Below are 18,418 nucleotides of genomic sequence, written 5' to 3' on the forward strand. Positions count from 1 at the left end.
ATCGCGCCTGGGGGAGCGTCCCATGGTCGCGCCTATCTTCCGGCCGGCGCCCGGGTGGATCGGTCGCCACCGTAATTTGATCACCTTACGTCTGGTGTTGGCCACGAGCCCAAACCGGCATATATCGAACGCTTGTACGATGGCGGGGTGATTCTCGCGCCTGGCATGTGCTCGCGGTGGCATCGCGTGCCGCGGCCGATGCTGCAATACGCGGTCGGCGACCACGTCACCCGGTTCAAGAAGGTGACTGCTCGGCCCGCGAGGCTGGGAGGTCCTCGTCTACTTCCACAGCGGCGGCGATCGTTTCGGTGTGTGGCTGATACATCAGGCGGCCGCGATACGGCCTGTCGACGAGCCGACTTTCGGGCCGCCCTCCTGGCTGTGAAGTGGGCCGTCGCGCGCTTCCGGCCTTGCGGGCTGCGCCGCTGCCATAGCCTGCAAGCAGGCGATGAGAGGTGGTATCGGTGGAGCGTCCGACTTGTTGAAACGGCTGGCCAGCCGAGGGTCCCGCGAACGATCGGCGGGATCTCGGACGCGCTGAGCGGCGCCCGCCGTGCTCAGTTCTTCGCCGAACTGATGAGCGCCGAGCAGGGCCCCGAACTGGACAACGTGCTGAACGCCTGGTGGGGCCGCGCGATACTCGACCCCGACCCTGACCGCGACAGCATCCACCAGGCGGCGGAGACGGGCAGCCTGCCGACGTCCAGCATGGACGAGATCCGGCGCCGCCGGCAGGAACGCGCCTTGTAGGCGGGTGTCAGGGGCGGTAGTCGAGGTGGATGAGTTCCGGCGGGAGGCTGGGTAGCGGTACGCCGCGCAGCCGCATGGTCTCGCGCCGGTCTGCGATCCGTTCGGCTGCGTGTTCGGCCTGCTGGGTGTGGAGGTGGGCGGTGAGCGGCCGAGCCGGATGCCTGACGCCTTCGCCACCTCGACGCCTTCCGGCATCCGATCGTCGCGCCATACGTGAAGCCGCCGGGGCCGCGGCCCGGTCGGCGGCGTCCGAGGAGGGGCAGGCGGCCAGGGACCGGCAGGTGGCGGCCCATAGCTTGCCGCGATCAAAGCGTCGAACGTTTCGCGCAGCCACTGATCGTCGGCGCAGATCAGCTCCGCGAACTCACCGTCCACGCACCGCGTGGCCAGGTCCTGCACGTCGATCCCTCCCCGGAAACCTCTGATAGCGCTGCCAGGTCATCGACCGATACACTTTTTCTATAGCCAACGCCGCAAGAATCTGTCAAGCTCCTTCTTCGCACACCCTGGCGAGTGGCCGCCGTACCAGGAAGTGATCATGTCGGTTGAACGGCTCGACGATCTGGACTACCCCGCCTACACCACCGGCCAGGCTGCCCAGGTGCTCGGCGTGCAGCAGGCGTTCCTGCGGGGGCTGGACTCCGCCGGGGCGGTACGGCCGGACCGCTCGGCTGGCGGGCACCGCCGCTACAGTCGCCGCCAGCTCGTGTTCGTGATGCGCATCCGAGAGCTGTTCGACCAGGGCCACTCCCTGGCCTCCACCTTGCGGATCCTGTCACTGGAGGACGAGCTGGCGGTGGCCCGCGCCCACATCGGCCGGCTCCAGGATCTGGCGCGCGGCCTGGAGGCGGCCGCGGCCGAAGCAGTCGCATCGGACCCCGTGGAGGGTCACCCGCAGGGGATTTGACAATTGGGCACTAAGATTATCTACAATCTCTCTTAGAGGTTTTCCTCTGTGGCAGAGCAGGCATCCCCGGGTGCCGTCGGCCCCGGGGGGATCTTCGGAGGTGAGCACGATGCTGCTGACGTCGATCGACCCGTTCGTGCAGGAGTTCGAGCGTCAGTTCGACCGGCTGACCCGCCAGGCCGCCGCCGAGGGCGCCGGCGCCATCATGCCGATGGACGGAATCCGCCGCGCCGACGACGTGGTGCTGCGGTTCGATCTGCCCGGCATCGACCCCGACTCCATCGAGGTCACCGTCGACCGCGGGGTGCTCTCGGTCAGCGCCCGCCGCGAGGAGGAGCTCGGCCAGGACGAGCGCGTCTTCGTCCGCGAACGGGTGATGGGAGCCTTCACCCGCCGCGTCTACCTGTCCGAGCACCTCGACAGCGACAGGATCGACGCCGACTACACCAACGGGGTGCTGACCGTGCGCATCCCCGTGATGGAGAAGGCCAAGCCGCGCAAGGTGGAGATCAGCCGCGGCGACAGCAAAGCCATCAACGCATGACCCGCTCCGGGGACGGGCCATGGCGCGGCACCGCCGCGCATGGTCCCGTGGCCCGCCCCCGGCCCGGAGGCCGATCGTCCACGCTGCCGCGCTCGCCAGGTCGCCGACCTTCTCCAGGTCCAGCACGCGGTACGGAACCCTGGCAGGAACCGTGGAACGCCGAGCCGGACTGACCCGAGACGGCCGGCCTTCCCGAGCTTTCACGCAGTGAACCAAGGGATCGGGCGATGGCGAAGGACTTCTACCAGGCGCTGGGGGTCACCAGGACTGCCGGCCAGGAGGAGATTCAGCGTGCCTATCGCAGACTGGCACGCCTCTACCACCCTGACGTCAATCGCGAGCCCGGCGCCGAGGAGCGCTTCAAAGAGATCTCCGAGGCCTACCGCGTCCTGGGGGACCCGGCGGCGCGCAGGCGCTACGACGCGGCCGGACAGAACTTCCAGCCGGCTTCAGCGGGCTGGGACCCCGACATGCGGCCGCACGTACGGGTCCGGCGAGGAGCGCCGACGCCGGGGCCCGCCCCGGTCTGGACGACGGCTCCCGGTTTCGACGACCTGTTCGGCGACATGTTCGGCCACCGCCCGTACCAGGGATGGGCCCCCGCCGCAGGCGCCCATCAGGAGGCCGAGCTTGAGATCACCGTCGAGGAGGCCTACCACGGCGCCCGCCGTGTCCTCACCCTCGACGATCGCCACCGGATGGAGATCGTGGTTCCTCCCGGGTTCATCGGAGGCCAGCGCCTCCGAATCGCGGGGCAGGGCGGGCGCGGCAGGGCGGGAGCGCCGGACGGCGATCTCTTCCTCGTGGTGCGCGTCGCCGACCACCCGAAGTACCGGGTGCAGGGGCGCGACATCCACGTTGAGCTTCGTCTGGCTCCGTGGGAGGCCGCGCTGGGAGCCGTCGTGCCGGTGGACACCCCGGCCGGCCCAGAAATGATCAAGGTGCCGCCGGGCACCTCGAGCGGGCACCGTCTCCGGCTCCGCGGCCGTGGCCTGCCCAACCCCCAGGCAGCCCCCGGCGACCTGTACGCCGAGGCCCGGATCGTGGTCCCCAACCCGCTCAGCGAGGACGAGCGCCGCCTGTTCCAGCAGCTGGCGGCCAGAACCGGATTCGACCCGAGAAGGCAGCCGTGACCGCCGCACCGCAGCTGCCCCCTCTAGCCAAGTAGGGACCGTTGGCGGTGTGCCTGCCAGGGGTTTGCCCAGCCGGGAGGGCACGGCGCCGTCGACTGTGGCCACCTGATGGCAAATGTAACGGTTCGCGACAATTCGGGGCATAGAGATCAGTGGGGGTTGCGATGGGGTGTCTGACGGTGACGTGCAAAGACGAGGGCCACCGTGTTGTCGTCCGCCCGCTCGGGGAGCTCGACATGGCGACCGCTGACCTTCTGCAGGCGGTGCTAATGCCCAGCACCGGACGGCTCCCGCGCTGGTGGTGGACCTGAGCCAGGTGTCGTTCATGGACTGCTCGGGGCTGCGCGTACTGATGGCGATCAAGCAGCAGATCCTGCCCTACCGACGAGAGCATCCTCAACTACGGTGAGCTACTGACAGAACTTGTCGCCGACCACCGTCAACTTCTCGCCGCTCAGCGGCCGGGCCGGGGCGCCACGCGCGCCCGCGCATAGAGGGGCCCGAATAGTCCGAAAACCCTGGTCGCCGTGCCCGGGGTCCCGGTAGTAATCGCGGAAAATCTAACGGATGTACCCCTGACCTGCCCTGATGTGAGGGCGTCTCGATTTTCCGCCGTTGCTACCGGAACCTCCTTCAGCCGGAACCCGGGTTCGACATGGTCGCGGCCCGGTCGAGGCGGTCGCAGACCTCGCGCAGCACCGGGACCAGCTCCGGCGGATCCAGCACCTCGAAGTCGAACCCCTTCACCGCCACGTGCACCGCCAGCTCACGCAGCGAGTTCGAGCCGGCGGTGAACAGGCAGGTGCGCGCGTCCACGGCCTCCAGCCGTCCAGCGCCGGGCGACGTGCGCGGCGCCACCTCCTCCAGCGGGGCGTGGAAGAGGACGCGGGCCTGGTACGTGTACGGCGCCGAGGTGATGGCGTGCGAGACGTAGGCGGCCGCGTCCTCCTCGGGCGGCATGCGCGGCGTGAAGCGCGCCCCCGGTGGCCCGAGCGGCTCCTCGATCCGGTCGACCCGGAAGGTACGCCAGTCGTCCTTGGCCACGTCCCACGCCACCAGGTACCACCGGCGCGGGGTGTGCACCAGCCGGTGCGGCTCGACCTCGCGCGCGGTGACGCGGTCGCGCCCCCGGTAGCGCAGCCGCACCCGGCGCCGGTCGCGGCACGCGGTGGCGATCGCGGCCAGCAGATCGGCGCTGACCTCCGGATCGGCCGCCCCGGGCAGCGCCACGGTCGCCGCGCGGAACGCCTCCACCCGGTGCCGCAGCCGGGAGGGCAGGAGCTGCTGGAGCTTGGCCAGCGCCCGCACCGCACCCTCCTCCAGGCCGGCGACGCTGCCCGTCGCGGCCGTACGCAGGCTGATCGCCACCGCCACGGCCTCCTCGTCGTCGAGCAGCAGCGGCGGCAACGCGGCCCCCACCCCGAGCCGGTATCCGCCGGCCACACCCGGAGTGGCGTCCACCGGATAGCCCAGCTCGCGCAGCCGTTCGACGTCGCGCCGCACGGTGCGCAGGCCGACCTCCAGCCGGTCGGCGAGTTCGGCACCGGTCCAGTCCGTACGCGCCTGCAGGAGCGACAGCAGGCGCAGCAGCCGCGCGGAGGTTTCCAACATGGGCACCATTGTGGCCACGATTGGTGCCCAAACCTGACACCAATCGCCAATACCGTGACGGACATGACGAACGAGATCCAGCCCTACCGCGTCGAGATCCCGCAGGCCGACCGCGACGACCTGCACGAGCGGCTGCGCCGTACCCGCTGGGCCCCCGAGCTGCCCGGCACCGGATGGGAGCGCGGCGTGCCGACCGGCTACCTGCGGGAGCTCGCCACCTACTGGGCCGACGGCTTCGACTGGCACGCCCAGGAGGCGGCGCTCAACGCGTACCCGCAGTTCACCACCACCGTGGACGGCGCGCAGGTGCACTTCCTGCACGTACGCTCCCCCGAGCCCGACGCCACCCCGCTCCTGCTGCTGCACGGCTGGCCCGGCTCGATCGTCGAGTTCCTCGACCTCATCGGCCCGCTCACCGACCCCGTGGCCCACGGCGGCGAGGCCGCCGACGCCTTCCACCTGGTGATTCCGTCGCTGCCGGGGTACGGCTTCTCCGGCCCGCTGCCCGGCACCGGCTGGACGGACGGCCGCACCGCCGCGGCGCTGGCGGAGCTGATGTCCAGGCTCGGCTACGACCGGTACGGCGTGCAGGGCGGCGACGTCAGCGCGTTCATCGCTCCGCTGGTAGGACGCGCCGCGCCGGACAGTGTCATCGGCGTGCACGTCAACGGCCTGCTCACGTTCCCCAACGGCGATCCGGCGATCATGGGCTCGCTGACCGAGGCCGAGCGTGGGCGGCTGGCCGGGATGAAGGAGTGGCAGGAGAAGCTGGGCGCGTACATGCAGGTCCAGGGCACGCGCCCGCAAACGGTTGCGGCCGCGCTGCACGACTCCCCCGCCGGTCAGCTCGCCTGGATCGTGGAGAAGTTCAAGGACTGGACGGACCCGGCCGCTGAGCTCCCCGAGGACGCGGTGGACCGGGACCGGATCCTCACCGACGTGAGCATCTACTGGTTCACCGGCACCGCAGGCTCGGCGGCTCACACCTACTACGAGCGGTTCAACGACTTCACCATGTGGGCGCCGAAGGAGCGCGGGACGGTGGCGACCGCGGTCGCGGTGTTCCCCACGGACTTCTCGGTCCGCCCGCTGGCCGACCAGGCGCACAACGTGGTGCGCTGGTCGGAGTTCGAGCGGGGCGGCCACTTCGCGGCCCTGGAGACCCCCGACCTGATGATCGCCGACCTCCGGGCGTTCTTCCGGAGCCTGGGCTAACCGGACAGCAGGGGTCCGCGAGTGCCCCGCGCGTGGCGGCCAGCTTCGAGGAGGTTGACCTTGACGTGCAGGTCAGGAGTTACGGCCTCGGCGCTCTTGCGACCACACGCCCGAGGAACGCCCCATGATCCCCGCGCCGCCCCCGCCCGTTCGAGGCGGGGCCCAGGTCGGCACGGTACGCCATCGGCCTGGGCCGCACGCCGCCGGATGCGGCCCGGCTCGCCGAGGTCACCGGTGGGTGGGTCCGCGGCCTGCCCGGGGTCACGGTCGAACGCGCCGAATGCGGTACCGTACCGACCCTGTCCTGACACGCGCGGCCCTGCCCTCCACGAGGTTCCCAGGGTGGCACTGACCTTCCGGATGGTCCTCCCTCACGCGCACCCGCGCGTGAGGGAGCGGGAGTGGCGGGAGGCTGTGGGGTCAGGGAAGCCGGCGGGGTTGCGCGGGAGGGACCGGCGCTCGGCGGGTCCGCGCGAGCAGTTCTTCGGCGCTGGGGTTTCGGGATCAGGGACGTCGTTGCTGTCTGGCGAAGAATTCGAGGAGTTCGGGGGCCAGGGCGTGGGCGGCCACGTCGTGGGACTGGTTCGGGAGGAGCCGGTGGCAGGCGGCGGGGATGGTGCGGGCCACGGCGGTTCCGGCGTTGCGCATCCATGCGGGGCTGTCACCGCCGTCGAGGACGAGTGTGGGCTGGGTGAGCGTGGCGGCGATGGTGGGGAGGCGGTTTCCTGGCCGCATGATCTCGGCCTCGTAGGCGAGGGTGCGGGCGATGGCTTCGAGGTGCGGCCAGGTGGGATGGGTCCGCATGGCGGCGACCGCGTCGGCGGGGACCTCTGCGGCCTGGACCATGAACAGCTCGACCGCGTCGCCCGGCCGTCCCGCCTCGATCAGGGCGGTGAGGCGCGAGGCGAAGTCGTCCGGCAGGTAGGGAGCGGTCGGGTCGACGTGGTACGGCGGCTCCCACAGGGCCAGGCAGGTGATCGCGGGCAGTCGGGCCGCGGCCTCCAGCGCCAGTGCGGCGCCGGAGGACCCGCCGAAGACCATGGCGCTGCCGCCCGTCGCCGTGATGACGGCGGCAAGGTCCTCGATCTCTCGCTGGACGGCGTAGGGGCGGGTGTCCCCGCTGCCGCCGCGGCCACGGCGGTCGTAGTTGACCACCGTGAACCAGGGCGAGAGGGCTCGGGCGACCTCGGCGAGCGTTGGGTGGGACCGGTCGGTGACCGCGCCATGGACGAGGACGACCACCGGTCCCGAGCCGAGGCGGTCGAACACGATGCTCGTGCCGTCGGCCGACGTCGCGGTCCCGGTGACCATGGTGGGGGTCGTCACGTCAGTTGCTCGGCGCGGCGATGCACAGCGCGGACCAGTGGTGGCCGTCGGGGTCGGCGAAGTGACGCTGGTAGCGCCCGCCCGCGGTGACGGGCTCGCCGAGCTCCTCGGCTCCTGCGGCCACGGCCTTGCCGATCAGCTCGTCCACCTGCCCTTGGTCGTCGAGGCCGAGGACCAGGATTGCCTGGGTGGTCTTGGCCGGGTCAGCGACCTCGTTTCTGGCGTAGCCCGCGAAGGTCGGCTCGGCCAACAGCATGACCTGGGTGCGCTCGCTGATGATCACGGACGCCATGTCGTCGGCCATGCCGAAGTGCTCGAAGCCGAGCGCGGTGTAGAAGGCCTTGGAGCGGTGGAGGTCCTTGACGGCCAGGTTCACGAACAGGGCGGGACCGGACATTGTCGGTCTCTCTTTCTTCCGGGGTCTCCTTGTGGCCTCCAGTGTGCTGATCGGCCGATCGCCCGGCTTGTAGCCGCGTGCCGGCCGCTTGACGATCCGTGCCGGGCCTCAGCCGCTCGGCGTCAGGCTCGCTCGGCGGTACTCGACCGGCGGCATCCCGTACGCCTGCCGGAACAATCGGCTGAAATGTGCCGGGTCGGGTAGTCCCCAGCGGGCCGCGATGCTGCTGACCGGCTGGCCGGCATTGGCCGGATCGGCCAGGTCGCGGCGGCAGCGTTCGAGCCTGCGGTGCCGGATCCACGCCGCGAGCGTGGTGTCCTGCGACGCGAACAGGCGGTGCAGGTACCGCAGCGAGACGTGGTGCGCCGCCGCGACCGTCGCGGGACCGAGGCCGGCGTCGCCCAGGTGCTGCTCGATGAAGGTGTGGACGCGCCGCAGCAGCACCTGTTCGCGGGTCTCCGGCTCGAGCGCCGCGAGCTGGGACACCTGCTCGGCGACGGTGGCGGCCAGCAGGTCCATCACCACCGTGGACAGCCGGGCCGCGCTGGCCGGCTGGTAGGTCTCCACGTCGCGGGCCACCCGAGCCAGCAGCGGCGCCGCCAACGCCGCCGTGCCGCCGCTTCCAGAGATCGCGACGGCGGTCAGCCGAGCGACCGGATCCGCGGGCACGGCCAGCATCTCGCGCGTGAAGCTGAAGACGGCCAGCTCCACCGTCGTGTCGTAGACCAGCTCATAAGGCCGGGAGAAATCGTAGATGGCAAGGTCCCCCGCCCCCAACCGCGCCGCGCGGCCGTCCTGTTCGACCAGGATGGTCCCGGATACGGGCATCACCACCCGGTAGAGCTCCGGGCTCTCCTTCCGGATCAAGCCTGGCGTCCGCAGAACGCGGTGCGGCGTCGTGGTCTGGACCCTTCCGATGCCGACCGGACCGAGTTGGGCCGCCTCGATCTGCCCCTGCAGGGCGACGTTTCGATCCATCCGCACGTCCAGCGGCCCGAGGATGTCGCACACGACGCTCAACCAGGCATCCACCCGCTGCGCGGCGGGCACATCGCTTGCCCGGATCAGAACGGCCAACCCACCTCCCGCCATTCCGGAAGATCATAGAGCGCGACCACGATCGATCGAAAGGCCATGATCCAGACAACCCGCCGTTCTGGCTGACCTGGAGGCCGCCGTCGCCGACGCCGCCGGCCTGCTCGCAGGCGCCGGGTGCGCGGCGGCCCGGGCAGCGGGTCAGCTGTTTGCGCGGATTGTCTGGTTGATCCAGTCGGTGTAGGCGCTCACGTTGGTGTACAGGCCGGGGCCTTCGGCGCAGGAGGGGCTCGGGGCGCCGGGGCCGGAGGTGACGCCGATGAGCTCCCAGCGACCGCCGTGGCCGCGCTGGATCTGCGGGCCGCCGGAGTCGCCGTTGCAGGCCATGGCCTTGGGCGTGCGGCTGATGGTGCACAGGCGGGTGTCGGAGGCGTAGCCGGGTCCGCATTCGGAGATCGCGCCGCGGCGGGTCTCCAGCTGGCGCAGCTTCTTGGCCATCTTCCACTCGTTCGGGTTCTTGCTGAACGTGGTGATGCCGAAGCCGATGATGCGGGTGGGGGTGCCGGGCTTGCCGGCCTGCCGGGCGATCGGGACGGGCTTGACGGAGACGGGCTTGTCCAGGCGGATCAGCGCGAGGTCGGCGGTGTTGTACGGCGCCTTGTCCGTGCCCTGGGCGTAGCGGGGGTGGGTGATCGCTTGGGCGATCCTGCGGACGGTGCCGCCGGACTTGCGCTGGTCGCTGCCGATGCGGACGGTGCCCTTCACGATCGAGCCGATCTCCATGTCGACGCAGTGCGCCGCGGTGACCACCCACTGGGGGTTGATCAGGGCCGCACCGCAGTTGCCGTCCTTGAGGCCCAGGGCGGGCGCCGTGATGGGGATGGAGGCCATGAAGCCGTAGGACTCGGTGGGCTTGGTGCCGTTGATGATCGCTCCGGCGCTGCCGGCCGTCGCCGCGAGGCAGGCCGCGCCGGCCAGGGCGACGACGGCGGAACGGGACATGGCGCGGTGGAACGACTTCTTGCCAATCACGGGGGAGAAACCCTTCAGTGGAAGATTGAGACGTTATAAAGCTAGATGTCCGTCTTTTCCTGGGGGATCACGTCAGCACGCCAACATGGGGTAGGGGTAACCCCACCTGACCAGGGCGGACATCACGGCTCGTGCAGACCGAGGCGGCGGGGGACGCGTTCGCCGCCGGTTTCCTGAGCGGGTATCTTCGATCGCGGGATCTTCGTGAAGCCGGGTGCGAGGGCCTGTGCCGGCCGCCAGGGTCCTGTCCTCTCCGGAAGCCTCTTTGACCGGCCGGCTCGCCTGTCGGCTCGTCCGGGCTGGGGCGGGCGGCGCGTATACCTGGTCCGCGGCATCCCGTCGGGCTCCCGTCGCGGCGCATCGTCCTCGCCACGCCCGAGGCCACGCGGTGGGCGTGGTTCGGCCGGCGAGCGGAACGCTGTCGGGTGGCGTGCGGGTTACAGGCGACGGGAAGTGGCATGGACAGGGTGTTGATCTCGGGTATCTCAGGATCGGGAAAGACGACGCTGGCCGTGGCGCTGGCGACCGCGCTGAAGCTGCCCCGGTTCGAGCTCGACGCTCTTCATCATGGGCCGGGCTGGGTGCGGTGGCCGGATTTCGGGTCCGACGTGGAGGCGTTCTCTGCCGGGCCGCGTTGGGTGACCGACGACCAGTATCACGCTGCTCTGGGGGATCTGCTGTGGCAGCGCGCGGACACGGCGATCTGGCTGGATCTTCCCCGTCCGGCCATCATGCGGCGGGTCGTGCGGCGCTCGATCATCCGAGCGGTCACGCGACGTGAGCTTATGATGATCACCCACGCCCCTGCTCCGAGTGCAGCGAGGGCGCCTGTAGCTCGGACACTTCGGCGGACGGCAGGCAGCTTCATGAGGAGCCGCCGGTGATCGCGATGACCTCCAGATCGATACGGTGCTGCTCCTGGAGGGTGATGGCCGTGTGCGCGAGCGTGATCTGGGAGAACGGGAAGAGCGTGTCGGCGGTGATTCTCTCCCCGTTCTTGAGCAGCACGGCCAGAACGACCTTCTTGGGCTGGAAGTCCAATGGAACGTTCCGTTTCGGAGAGTGCTTCGCGACCAGTGAGGCGAACTGCTCCCGTACCTCGTGGGAGGCTGTCAGGGACTGCGTCGAGACCAGTGCCTGGTAGAAGAGGTGGCTCAACGGGGAAGAGCCAGACGCCTTCTTGACGTGAATGAGCTCGTCATCGGGGCCGAGCAGGTCGCAGATCTCGATTGCATTGGTTCGGTTGAGGGGGTTGCGGACGCCCTTGCGGTCCAGGCAGACGTAGCCGTCGCGCAGCTTGGGCACGTTGCTGTTGTAGTCCTCCTCCTTCCACCCGGTCCGCCAGGCGGGAAGGTCGAGCGAAGGCGCGGCTGACACGACCCGCGTGACGTGCGTGCGGATCCCGTCGAGGTAGGCGGCGCCGATCTCGTACCAGTGCCCGTCCAGCAGATGGAAGCGCCGAGATCCGATCGCACAGTCGGCCTCCAGCCACTTGAGCGCCATCGCGCCGCCCAGGGGCTCCTTACCGTCGCCCGAGGCGCATGCTTGGATCCTTCCCTTGCGGAGTGCTGGGACCCGACTGCCAGCCGGATGGCGCCGCAAGGGCTCGAGGATCTCCTCCAAACCCAGGTGATCATGGACGCGGATCCGTGTGCCGGAGATCTTGACCGCGTACGAGTTCGTGTCACCCAGCTGGGTGAGGCAGCTCGAGGGAACGGCAGGTGCCAGGTGGCGATCGTCCTCTGCCGACAGCATGTCCTCCAGCGCGGCGCCGAGTTGCTCGCTGGTCTTGGTGTCGCTGACGGGCCGAAGGTTGTCGACGAACTCCAGCAGGTCGTGGGGAAGTCCGCGAGCACACACGTCGGCGATGGCGCGGATGTCGGCCACGAGGTCGTCGGGAGCGAGGGCGAGGCGGAGCCGCAGCCCGGAGGAGCCCTCCACGCGGACATTCCGTCCGCCGCCATCGCGGGAGAACGTCAGGTTGACCCGCTCCAGAACTCCGCCGAGGCGACGAACGATCTCGGCAGGCTCGACACCGAAGCTGAAGATGGGCAGCCCCGCCGGGACGAAGGTGAGGTCGGAGCGACCACGCGCGGCAGGGAAGCGACGGGCCAGCCCATGCACGCGGTAGGGGTCGACGGCACGCACCGCGAACTGCAGGCCGAAACGCGGGTCCTTGTGCTCATCGAGCAGGAGTTGCCGACCGTGCGCGCCGAAACAGATGGCGTAGCAGACCTCGTCGACTGCCAGGATGAGCAGGCCGCCGGATCTCCGTTCGATGTGCCCGATGCGCAGGCCGGTGAGGAGGGCGGCGTCTGCGCACCAGTCGGCGGGCTCGTCTGGATCGTGGCAGCCGTCGACCCAGAGCGCGGGGACGTCCATGGCGGGAGGGACGCGCAGGTCGGCGTCGATCTCGTCTGCGAAGTCCAGATCGACCGCGTCCAGCAGGTTGTCAGCGTGCACTCGCGGCAGACGGTGCAGCGTCACGAGCCGGGTACGGGTGCGGGGACGTACAGGGGGCATGAAGCATCACACCTTCGGGGGAAGTCGATCCCGCGACCTCGGCCTCGGGATCCTGGGAAGGCCGTCGTCTCAAGCGCAGGACGGGAACGGCCGTTCCGGCAATAGTGCGATGATCCGCCACCTGTTTCCGGCGAAATGTGAGAGATGACTCCATCCGGACAGCGCATAGCCCTGAAATGCCTCGGCTGGAGTCTTTACCACTGATCAGTGATATGCGTTTTGAACGATGAGCCTGCAGGGGCGCAATTTGTCTCGCGTGCCAACTGAGGCGCTGCCGCGCTAGTCGCTCTCTTAGATGACTCGCCTTCTGGGCGGACGGTTTACTCGCGGTGGAAAATTGCATGCCGCCCTCAGATCGCCGATCTCAACGCAAGGAGGCCCAAAGTCCGGGCCCGGCTCTGCTGGATCCCGGACGTCGGCAGGGCTGTGAGGGCGTGAGTTGCACGATCGAGATGTTCATCCGCCTGCGCTTCGGGAGACGTCATGCGCGGCCTCGGAGGACGGTGGCGCGATGTCCCGCGTCGCTCGAGGTGGCGGAAGAGGCGCATCGGGTCCTCATTCCAGCGTGCACTCTTCATGACCTGTCCGCACACCCCGTACAGGTCCTCGAGGCGGGCGCCTGGCTGAGGATCGTGAGCGTACTTTGCAGTGGGCAAGCCGAACAACGAGGAAGTCCCTCTCCAAGGCCAGTTCCACGATGTCGGCTGCCTCGCCCGAACCGTCGTCGTCGAGGACGACGTCCCCTTCGCGTTCGGCAAGAAGGTCGCGGATAGCTCTGAACCGAATAGAATTCGGTCGTCTTGCTGCCTTCTGATTGCAAGCGCGAGAAGTGGCCCCATCTATGTGCTTGGATTCTAGAGCTGAGCGCAACACCCCACTCTGTGGGGTGCTGCCTTGACAAGGCGCGTCGGACCTCTAAGAAGAGTGGACCCGCTCCGCTCGCGGACAAACGTGATCAATACCTTCGCCTCCTGATACAGGGAATGAGCAACTCGGCCGCGTGTCGAGACCTGGGCATTAACCGCAAAACAGGCGCCCCCCAGTCGTCTTCTGCGACGACCGGTTCGGCGTGTTCTTCCCGCAAGTTCGAGCACTACGGCTTGATCCACCATGGGGCGGAAACGAGGCGCCGCGCCCCATCGAGTCCCGAGGGACACAAGCGATTGGCCATGTCGACTATTGGTGCCGACGCAGGATTGTTTCGATGGCTGTCTGATAGATCGGCCATCCTTGGTCAGGCCCGCCCGCCCACGACCACTCATACCGGCTGACCCCGAACTCCTTGGGATCTGGCGTACGTCCCAGTGCTTCGGACATCTGCAGATACGTGACTCCAGCACTCGCCAGCCGGGACTTCTGCCGGTACACGTCGGCCAGAGGGAAATCCGTTACCCGCAGGAGCTCCTCGTAGGGCTGCCCGCCGAGCTCCGTGTATAGGGCGTCGACGAAGTCGTGTGCGGCGATCGGAAGGAGATCGACGCGGGGAGGGGTGGACGGTGCCTTCTCGCCGATGGCGGTGTAGAGGCCGGACAGGTCGCCGTTGAACCAGTGGTTCGCTGCTTTGGCGGCGAAACGGGCGAATCGCTTGAACGTCGGGGGTTTGCCGGAAGCGGCGATCGTCTTGTTGAGTTCGCGGGCCACGGTGGTGAGTTCGGTGTGCCAGCGGTGACGCAGGTAGTCGTCGAGATAGCGGTTGGTCCATCCGCGCCGGTGACGAGTGAGGATATCGCGCAACATGCTGAAGCCATCGCGGCGTGTGCCTCCACCGGTCATCCGAAGCGCGACGCCCTCGCCACGCTGGAACCAGTGCTCGTAAGTAGGAAGTTCCTCTATCGGGCCGAGGCGGCTTTCTGCTTGTTCCAGTTCGTCGAAGAGGCTGGGGTGGATCGGGGTGCCGATGTCGGCGAGTTCTGCGAGGTGGCGCTCATGGTAGGCGCGCAAGCCTGACAGGGTGGTGCGTGATGTCGGTCCTTCGCAGACGTACCACGTGGTGAGGGCTACTCCGTGCCAGAACGACACAGCAGGGCCGAAGGTGTCGGCCATCAGTCGGTGAGGATAGGGCTCACTGACGACAGCCTCGGGCCAGCGGGGGAGTGTCGTGCCGTCCCAAAGGAGGTCGATCTCCTCCACGAGGTCGGAGGGGAGGAGCGTTCGGTACAGCCTGTAGCCGGGCTGCTGGCCGTACCCGACCGAATATCCGACATCCTCTACCAGGCCCCAGAGGGGCTTCATTCCGGACTCCTGCCGGGCATGCACTGAGTCGAATTCCAGCCACCACCGGCGCAACACGTCGACGCGCTGTTCGACGGGTGAGACCGCTGTGGTCTGATTTAGGAAGGCGGCGAGCATCGCCTCGACCTCGCCGACCCCAACTCCGTGCTCGGCCGCTGTCGCGCCAGCGTTGGACGCCCCTCCGACGTAGAGCTTGGTGGCCGGCAAGGCGCTGACCAGCTCCTCGCCTGGGTTCGGCGGCATGCCGAGGTAATCGAGACAGGCCAGCCAGTCGCCGGCGAAGTACGCGCTCAGTGTTGGCTTCAAGGCCTGATTGAGGACGCGACGGGCAAGCGGCGTAGTCACGCGCGTCTTCGCGACGATTGCGCCAAAGAGCGCACGCAGACGCGTCGCGCGGAAGCGTGCGGCGACCGAGAGCAGGTCATGCCGGGCCAGGGCGTCCAGCAACAGGACACGGGCGTGAGCGTGGCCGGCCCGATCCAGGCGTGCCCACCCACCACCGTAGGTGAACACCTCCACTTCAGGCGTGCGTGCTATGCCCAGGCTGGAGTAGGACTCCAGAACCGTCGCCCATGCCGCGCGTTGATCGTCAGCAGATTGCTCCGATCCCACGGCGCGGAGCACGACGGGTGCCATCAGGGTGTCGAAGAGCGGGATAAGCAGAGACCAGACCAGGAGTGCGTCGGCCGTCGAGCTGAGGTGGGTACGAATCGAGCCGCTCTGGGCGAGGGCGAAGGATTGTCCGGGGTAGTGACGGGCGTAGGCGGGAAGGTTGAGGTTGCCGGTCTTCAGTCGTGCCTCCTCTGGCAGGAACCAGGCTCCCTTTCGCTGCTGCGTCTCCAAGGAGAACGTGTCGTCTACAAAGGTGCGGTCCTGCGGAGTGAGGAAGGTCATGGACACGGTGTCGCTACTGCTGCGTCCAGGGCCACCCGGCGTGATGGACACCAGTGGGCGACCCGACAGGGCCATGAGCATCAGGTTCGCTGTCAGGACATCGAGTTGTGTGAAGGTCGCGTCGTGCCCTGCCTCGCATTCGATGCGGAGAAACTCCTCGGTCTCTGCGGATGCCAGCCTGGAGGCGAGAGCGGTTTCACCCATGGGCGCTCCTGATCACTGCGACGAACTCCTCGAATGTCCTCGGGCTCGGGGTGGTGGCCACGTAGGCGGCGTAGCCCTGGGCCAGGGTGTTCAGTTCACGCTCCTGACGTCTGGCCTCCACCTGGTCGATGGTGTGGAGAAACTGCTGGCGATTGTCGCCTTGCTCCGCCACGACGGTCACGTGCATGCCGGCAGGCACCGGATAACCGATAGGGGGTGCGCCACGATCAGGCACGGGTGCGTCGCCGAAGTCATCCGGCTCCGCAGGCCGCGGATCCATGTCGTTTTCCTTGCGTAGGGTTTCAAGATGATCGTCCAGGCCCAGCTCTCCGTGGTAGACCAGATCCAGATGCTGCGGCTGAGCCCGTTCGGTCAACGTCGGATGGTGCACCGTGCGGATGCCACGTCCAACCAGCTGATAGAACTCGCCGAAGCTGCCGTAGGGGCGCATCGGCACCACCACGGTGATCGCTGGCAGGTCGTACCCTTGGCCAAGCATCTTCAGCTGCACGATGGCTTGCAGGTTTCCGGATTCGGACTCGAAGCGCTTGCGAGTGGCGGCGACCTCCGAACTGGTCATCGAATGATGCAGCGTGCCGCAGGCGATGCCGTGTGCGTTGGCGATGCGGGTGATCTGCTCGGCATGACTCTGGCCGAGCGCGGCGAACAAGGCTCGCGGTCGCACGGGAGACAGCGCCTGCGTCTGCTGGGCCAGGCAGTCGCGGACGATCCGCATGACGCGACGGATCGGTTCCTCGGAGGTGGCGGTAATCCTGGCCACCTTCCGCTCGTCATTCATGATCTCCAGCAGGGCCGCCTTACCGACGATCGGTTCGCGCTCGCCGCTGGGCCAGAGGATCTCGTACTCAGTCTCCTCGACGTCGGGGGTGAACCTGTGGGCACGTAGGTGCTTGGCGTGACCGTCGGCGATCGAGTCGATGAGCCGGTAGCGGTACACAACGTCCGCAGTGATGGTCCTGCCGTCGGCGCGGCTGAAGCAGGCTGACATCAGCAAGCGACGGGCGCGTGGGAAACGCGTGAACAGACGACGGTACGACTCCGCAGCGGCGATGTGAGCCTCGTCGATCACGATGAAGTCGATATCATCCGGCTCCAACTTGGCGAGCAGGCCGCTGCCAGGACTTCCGAGGGAATGGAAATTGGTGACGATCACGTCGGCGTCCAGCAGCCGCTCCCGGCTGACGGACTGGATCGTGCCGAGGTCGCTGTCGAGTACCTCGGTGGCCGGAGCACTCATGCCGGAAAGCAACGGCCCACCCCGCAGCGTGTAGAGCACGTTCCCCGCCACCGCCGGATCCAGGGCCCTGGCGAACGTTCCCCGGATCACGCGTCCCGGAGTGACGATCAAGGCCCTGCGTCGGGTGAAGGCCAGCGTGGCGGCCACACCCAATGCTGTCTTGCCGGCACCGACGGACATCACGCATGCCGCGTTGATATCACCGCGCCGGTAGTAGTTCGCCAGCGCGACGAGTGCCTCCTTCTGGCATCCGCGCAAGGGGCTGAGATTCAAGTGCTGGCGGGCCCGGTCGAAGTAGTCGTCCATAGCCGCCGTCCGCCGGGGCGGTGGGGGAGTGATGAACCCCAGCGGGTTGGGATCCATGTCGTCCGGTACCGGGACGATAGGCTCGGGAATCAGATACGTAGCCAATAGAGGATCGCGCCGTAGCACCTTCTGCAACTGCGCCACGCAGCGGGCGGTGTGCTCACGGATGGCGGCATAGGAGAATCGCAGAACCTCGTATTTCAGGCCCACGAGGTCGTTCTGTCGAATCCGGTCGTGCACAAAGGCAGACCTGGAACTGTGGAACTCGTAACCGTCGAGCTCGACAACTACCTGCGATTTTACGCCCGTGATGAAGTAGTCGAGATGGTAGGAACGGTCGTCAACCGAGACCGGATGCTGGGGGCGTACATGCGTGGCGATGCCCGGCATGGCGGCGGCGCTCAGGACCCACTTGAGAAACGAGGTTTCCAAAAAGGAATCACCGGTCAGAGTGTCGATCAGGCGGGTCCCGTGCACCGGGCCTCCTCATCGAGGGCAGCGACCTTGGCTTCAAGATCCTCCAGTCGGTAGCCGTCGTCGAAACGCTGTAGCCGCCTGTTGATCGCCAGCGCTTCTCGTAGCGCGCCTTCGGTCCGCAGGAGCGAGACCCACGTCGCCACGCCTGAAAAGCGGACGTAGCCCTTCGACGCGTCATTCTCATCCATCAGGAATGGCCGAGGAGCGGCCTCGATCAGGCGGAGATCCAGGTCGGCGAAGATTTCGAGGAACCGCAGGCCACTAGGATCGGAAGCACGAGCCGACCACAGCCGGCCGATCGCGCCTTGCAGCAGGAAATGGTAATCAGAGACCGTGCCCGGGATCTCCAGTCCTTCCCACACCCATCGAACCAGCGACGGGATGTCCATGCCGCGCATGTCGGCGGACGATCTGGAAGATGCCGGCGAAGCGGACGTGTGCCCGCTGGGAGTGGGCCAGTAGATGGCGCCATAGTCCGTCTTGATAGGCCTGATCTGGGTCTCAGGCAGGCGGTTTCTGTCCACGCCGGGACTTCCATCGAATCCGACGCCCTCGACCTCGGCCATTCGGGAAT

The 18,418-nt window shown here is 68.0% G+C and carries 17 protein-coding genes; 8 read left to right on the plus strand and 9 right to left on the minus strand.

Going from position 1 to position 18,418, the window contains the following annotated elements; all coding sequences use genetic code 11:
- Positions 1–576 precede the first annotated feature (576 nt).
- The 5 genes from ACWDLG_RS35475 (at position 577) to ACWDLG_RS35495 (ending at position 3,743) form a co-directional block, all read left to right on the plus strand.
- Positions 577–750 carry a hypothetical protein gene (locus ACWDLG_RS35475; RefSeq protein WP_449928526.1) on the plus strand — a complete coding sequence of 58 codons (174 nt, stop codon included), beginning with the start codon at positions 577–579 and terminating at the stop codon, positions 748–750.
- 538 nt (positions 751–1,288) lie between these two features.
- Positions 1,289–1,657 (plus strand): MerR family transcriptional regulator, encoded by a 369-nt coding sequence (locus ACWDLG_RS35480; protein ID WP_449928528.1) that lies wholly within the window; start codon positions 1,289–1,291, stop codon positions 1,655–1,657.
- A 109-nt stretch (positions 1,658–1,766) separates the two neighbouring features.
- Entirely contained in the window at positions 1,767–2,201 is a 435-nt protein-coding gene (locus ACWDLG_RS35485) for an Hsp20/alpha crystallin family protein (protein ID WP_449928530.1), read from the plus strand.
- Positions 2,202–2,428: 227 nt separating this feature from the next.
- On the plus strand, positions 2,429–3,334 hold the full coding sequence (locus tag ACWDLG_RS35490) for a DnaJ C-terminal domain-containing protein (RefSeq protein WP_449928532.1): 906 nt from the start codon (positions 2,429–2,431) through the stop codon (positions 3,332–3,334).
- A gap of 301 nt (positions 3,335–3,635) precedes the next feature.
- Entirely contained in the window at positions 3,636–3,743 is a 108-nt protein-coding gene (locus tag ACWDLG_RS35495; RefSeq protein ID WP_449928534.1) for an STAS domain-containing protein, read from the plus strand.
- Positions 3,744–3,967: 224 nt separating this feature from the next.
- On the opposite strand, the gene ACWDLG_RS35500 is transcribed toward ACWDLG_RS35495, so the two are convergent.
- The gene (locus ACWDLG_RS35500) at positions 3,968–4,945 is read right to left on the minus strand and encodes a helix-turn-helix transcriptional regulator (protein WP_449928536.1); all 978 of its coding nucleotides are present in this window, start codon (positions 4,943–4,945) and stop codon (positions 3,968–3,970) included.
- Positions 4,946–5,008: 63 nt separating this feature from the next.
- Between ACWDLG_RS35500 and ACWDLG_RS35505 the strand changes: the two genes are divergently transcribed.
- A complete protein-coding gene (locus ACWDLG_RS35505) occupies positions 5,009–6,160 on the plus strand; it encodes an epoxide hydrolase family protein (protein WP_449928538.1) in 1,152 nt (383 codons plus the stop codon).
- Positions 6,161–6,664: 504 nt separating this feature from the next.
- Here ACWDLG_RS35505 and ACWDLG_RS35510 read toward each other — a convergent pair.
- From ACWDLG_RS35510 to ACWDLG_RS35525, 4 genes are all read right to left on the minus strand, one after another.
- Entirely contained in the window at positions 6,665–7,486 is an 822-nt protein-coding gene (locus tag ACWDLG_RS35510; protein ID WP_449928540.1) for an alpha/beta fold hydrolase, read from the minus strand.
- Position 7,487: 1 nt separating this feature from the next.
- The gene (locus tag ACWDLG_RS35515; RefSeq protein ID WP_449928542.1) at positions 7,488–7,883 is read right to left on the minus strand and encodes a VOC family protein; all 396 of its coding nucleotides are present in this window, start codon (positions 7,881–7,883) and stop codon (positions 7,488–7,490) included.
- Positions 7,884–7,991: 108 nt separating this feature from the next.
- The gene (locus ACWDLG_RS35520) at positions 7,992–8,960 is read right to left on the minus strand and encodes an AraC-like ligand-binding domain-containing protein (protein ID WP_449928544.1); all 969 of its coding nucleotides are present in this window, start codon (positions 8,958–8,960) and stop codon (positions 7,992–7,994) included.
- 159 nt (positions 8,961–9,119) lie between these two features.
- Positions 9,120–9,950 carry a S1 family peptidase gene (locus ACWDLG_RS35525; RefSeq protein ID WP_449928546.1) on the minus strand — a complete coding sequence of 277 codons (831 nt, stop codon included), beginning with the start codon at positions 9,948–9,950 and terminating at the stop codon, positions 9,120–9,122.
- Positions 9,951–10,081: 131 nt separating this feature from the next.
- On the opposite strand from ACWDLG_RS35525, the gene ACWDLG_RS35530 reads away from it, so the two are divergent.
- Both ACWDLG_RS35530 and ACWDLG_RS35535 read left to right on the plus strand, forming a co-directional pair.
- Positions 10,082–10,219 (plus strand): hypothetical protein, encoded by a 138-nt coding sequence (locus ACWDLG_RS35530; protein WP_449928548.1) that lies wholly within the window; start codon positions 10,082–10,084, stop codon positions 10,217–10,219.
- A gap of 189 nt (positions 10,220–10,408) precedes the next feature.
- A complete protein-coding gene (locus ACWDLG_RS35535; RefSeq protein WP_449928550.1) occupies positions 10,409–10,834 on the plus strand; it encodes a hypothetical protein in 426 nt (141 codons plus the stop codon).
- Here ACWDLG_RS35535 and ACWDLG_RS35540 read toward each other — a convergent pair.
- The 4 genes from ACWDLG_RS35540 to ACWDLG_RS35555 all read right to left on the minus strand — a co-directional run bounded on the left by ACWDLG_RS35540 (position 10,815) and on the right by ACWDLG_RS35555 (position 18,410).
- Positions 10,815–12,473 carry a DUF6119 family protein gene (locus ACWDLG_RS35540; RefSeq protein ID WP_449928552.1) on the minus strand — a complete coding sequence of 553 codons (1,659 nt, stop codon included), beginning with the start codon at positions 12,471–12,473 and terminating at the stop codon, positions 10,815–10,817. The genes ACWDLG_RS35535 and ACWDLG_RS35540 overlap by 20 nt on opposite strands.
- A 1,176-nt stretch (positions 12,474–13,649) precedes the next feature.
- Positions 13,650–15,803 (minus strand): hypothetical protein, encoded by a 2,154-nt coding sequence (locus ACWDLG_RS35545; RefSeq protein ID WP_449928554.1) that lies wholly within the window; start codon positions 15,801–15,803, stop codon positions 13,650–13,652.
- A complete protein-coding gene (locus ACWDLG_RS35550) occupies positions 15,796–17,844 on the minus strand; it encodes a DEAD/DEAH box helicase family protein (RefSeq protein WP_449928556.1) in 2,049 nt (682 codons plus the stop codon). The genes ACWDLG_RS35545 and ACWDLG_RS35550 overlap by 8 nt, the downstream gene beginning before the upstream one ends.
- Entirely contained in the window at positions 17,826–18,410 is a 585-nt protein-coding gene (locus ACWDLG_RS35555; RefSeq protein ID WP_449928558.1) for a hypothetical protein, read from the minus strand. Before ACWDLG_RS35555 ends, ACWDLG_RS35550 begins: the two co-directional genes overlap by 19 nt.
- Positions 18,411–18,418: the final 8 nt, after the last annotated feature.

The organism is Nonomuraea sp. NPDC003727, from assembly GCF_053586935.1.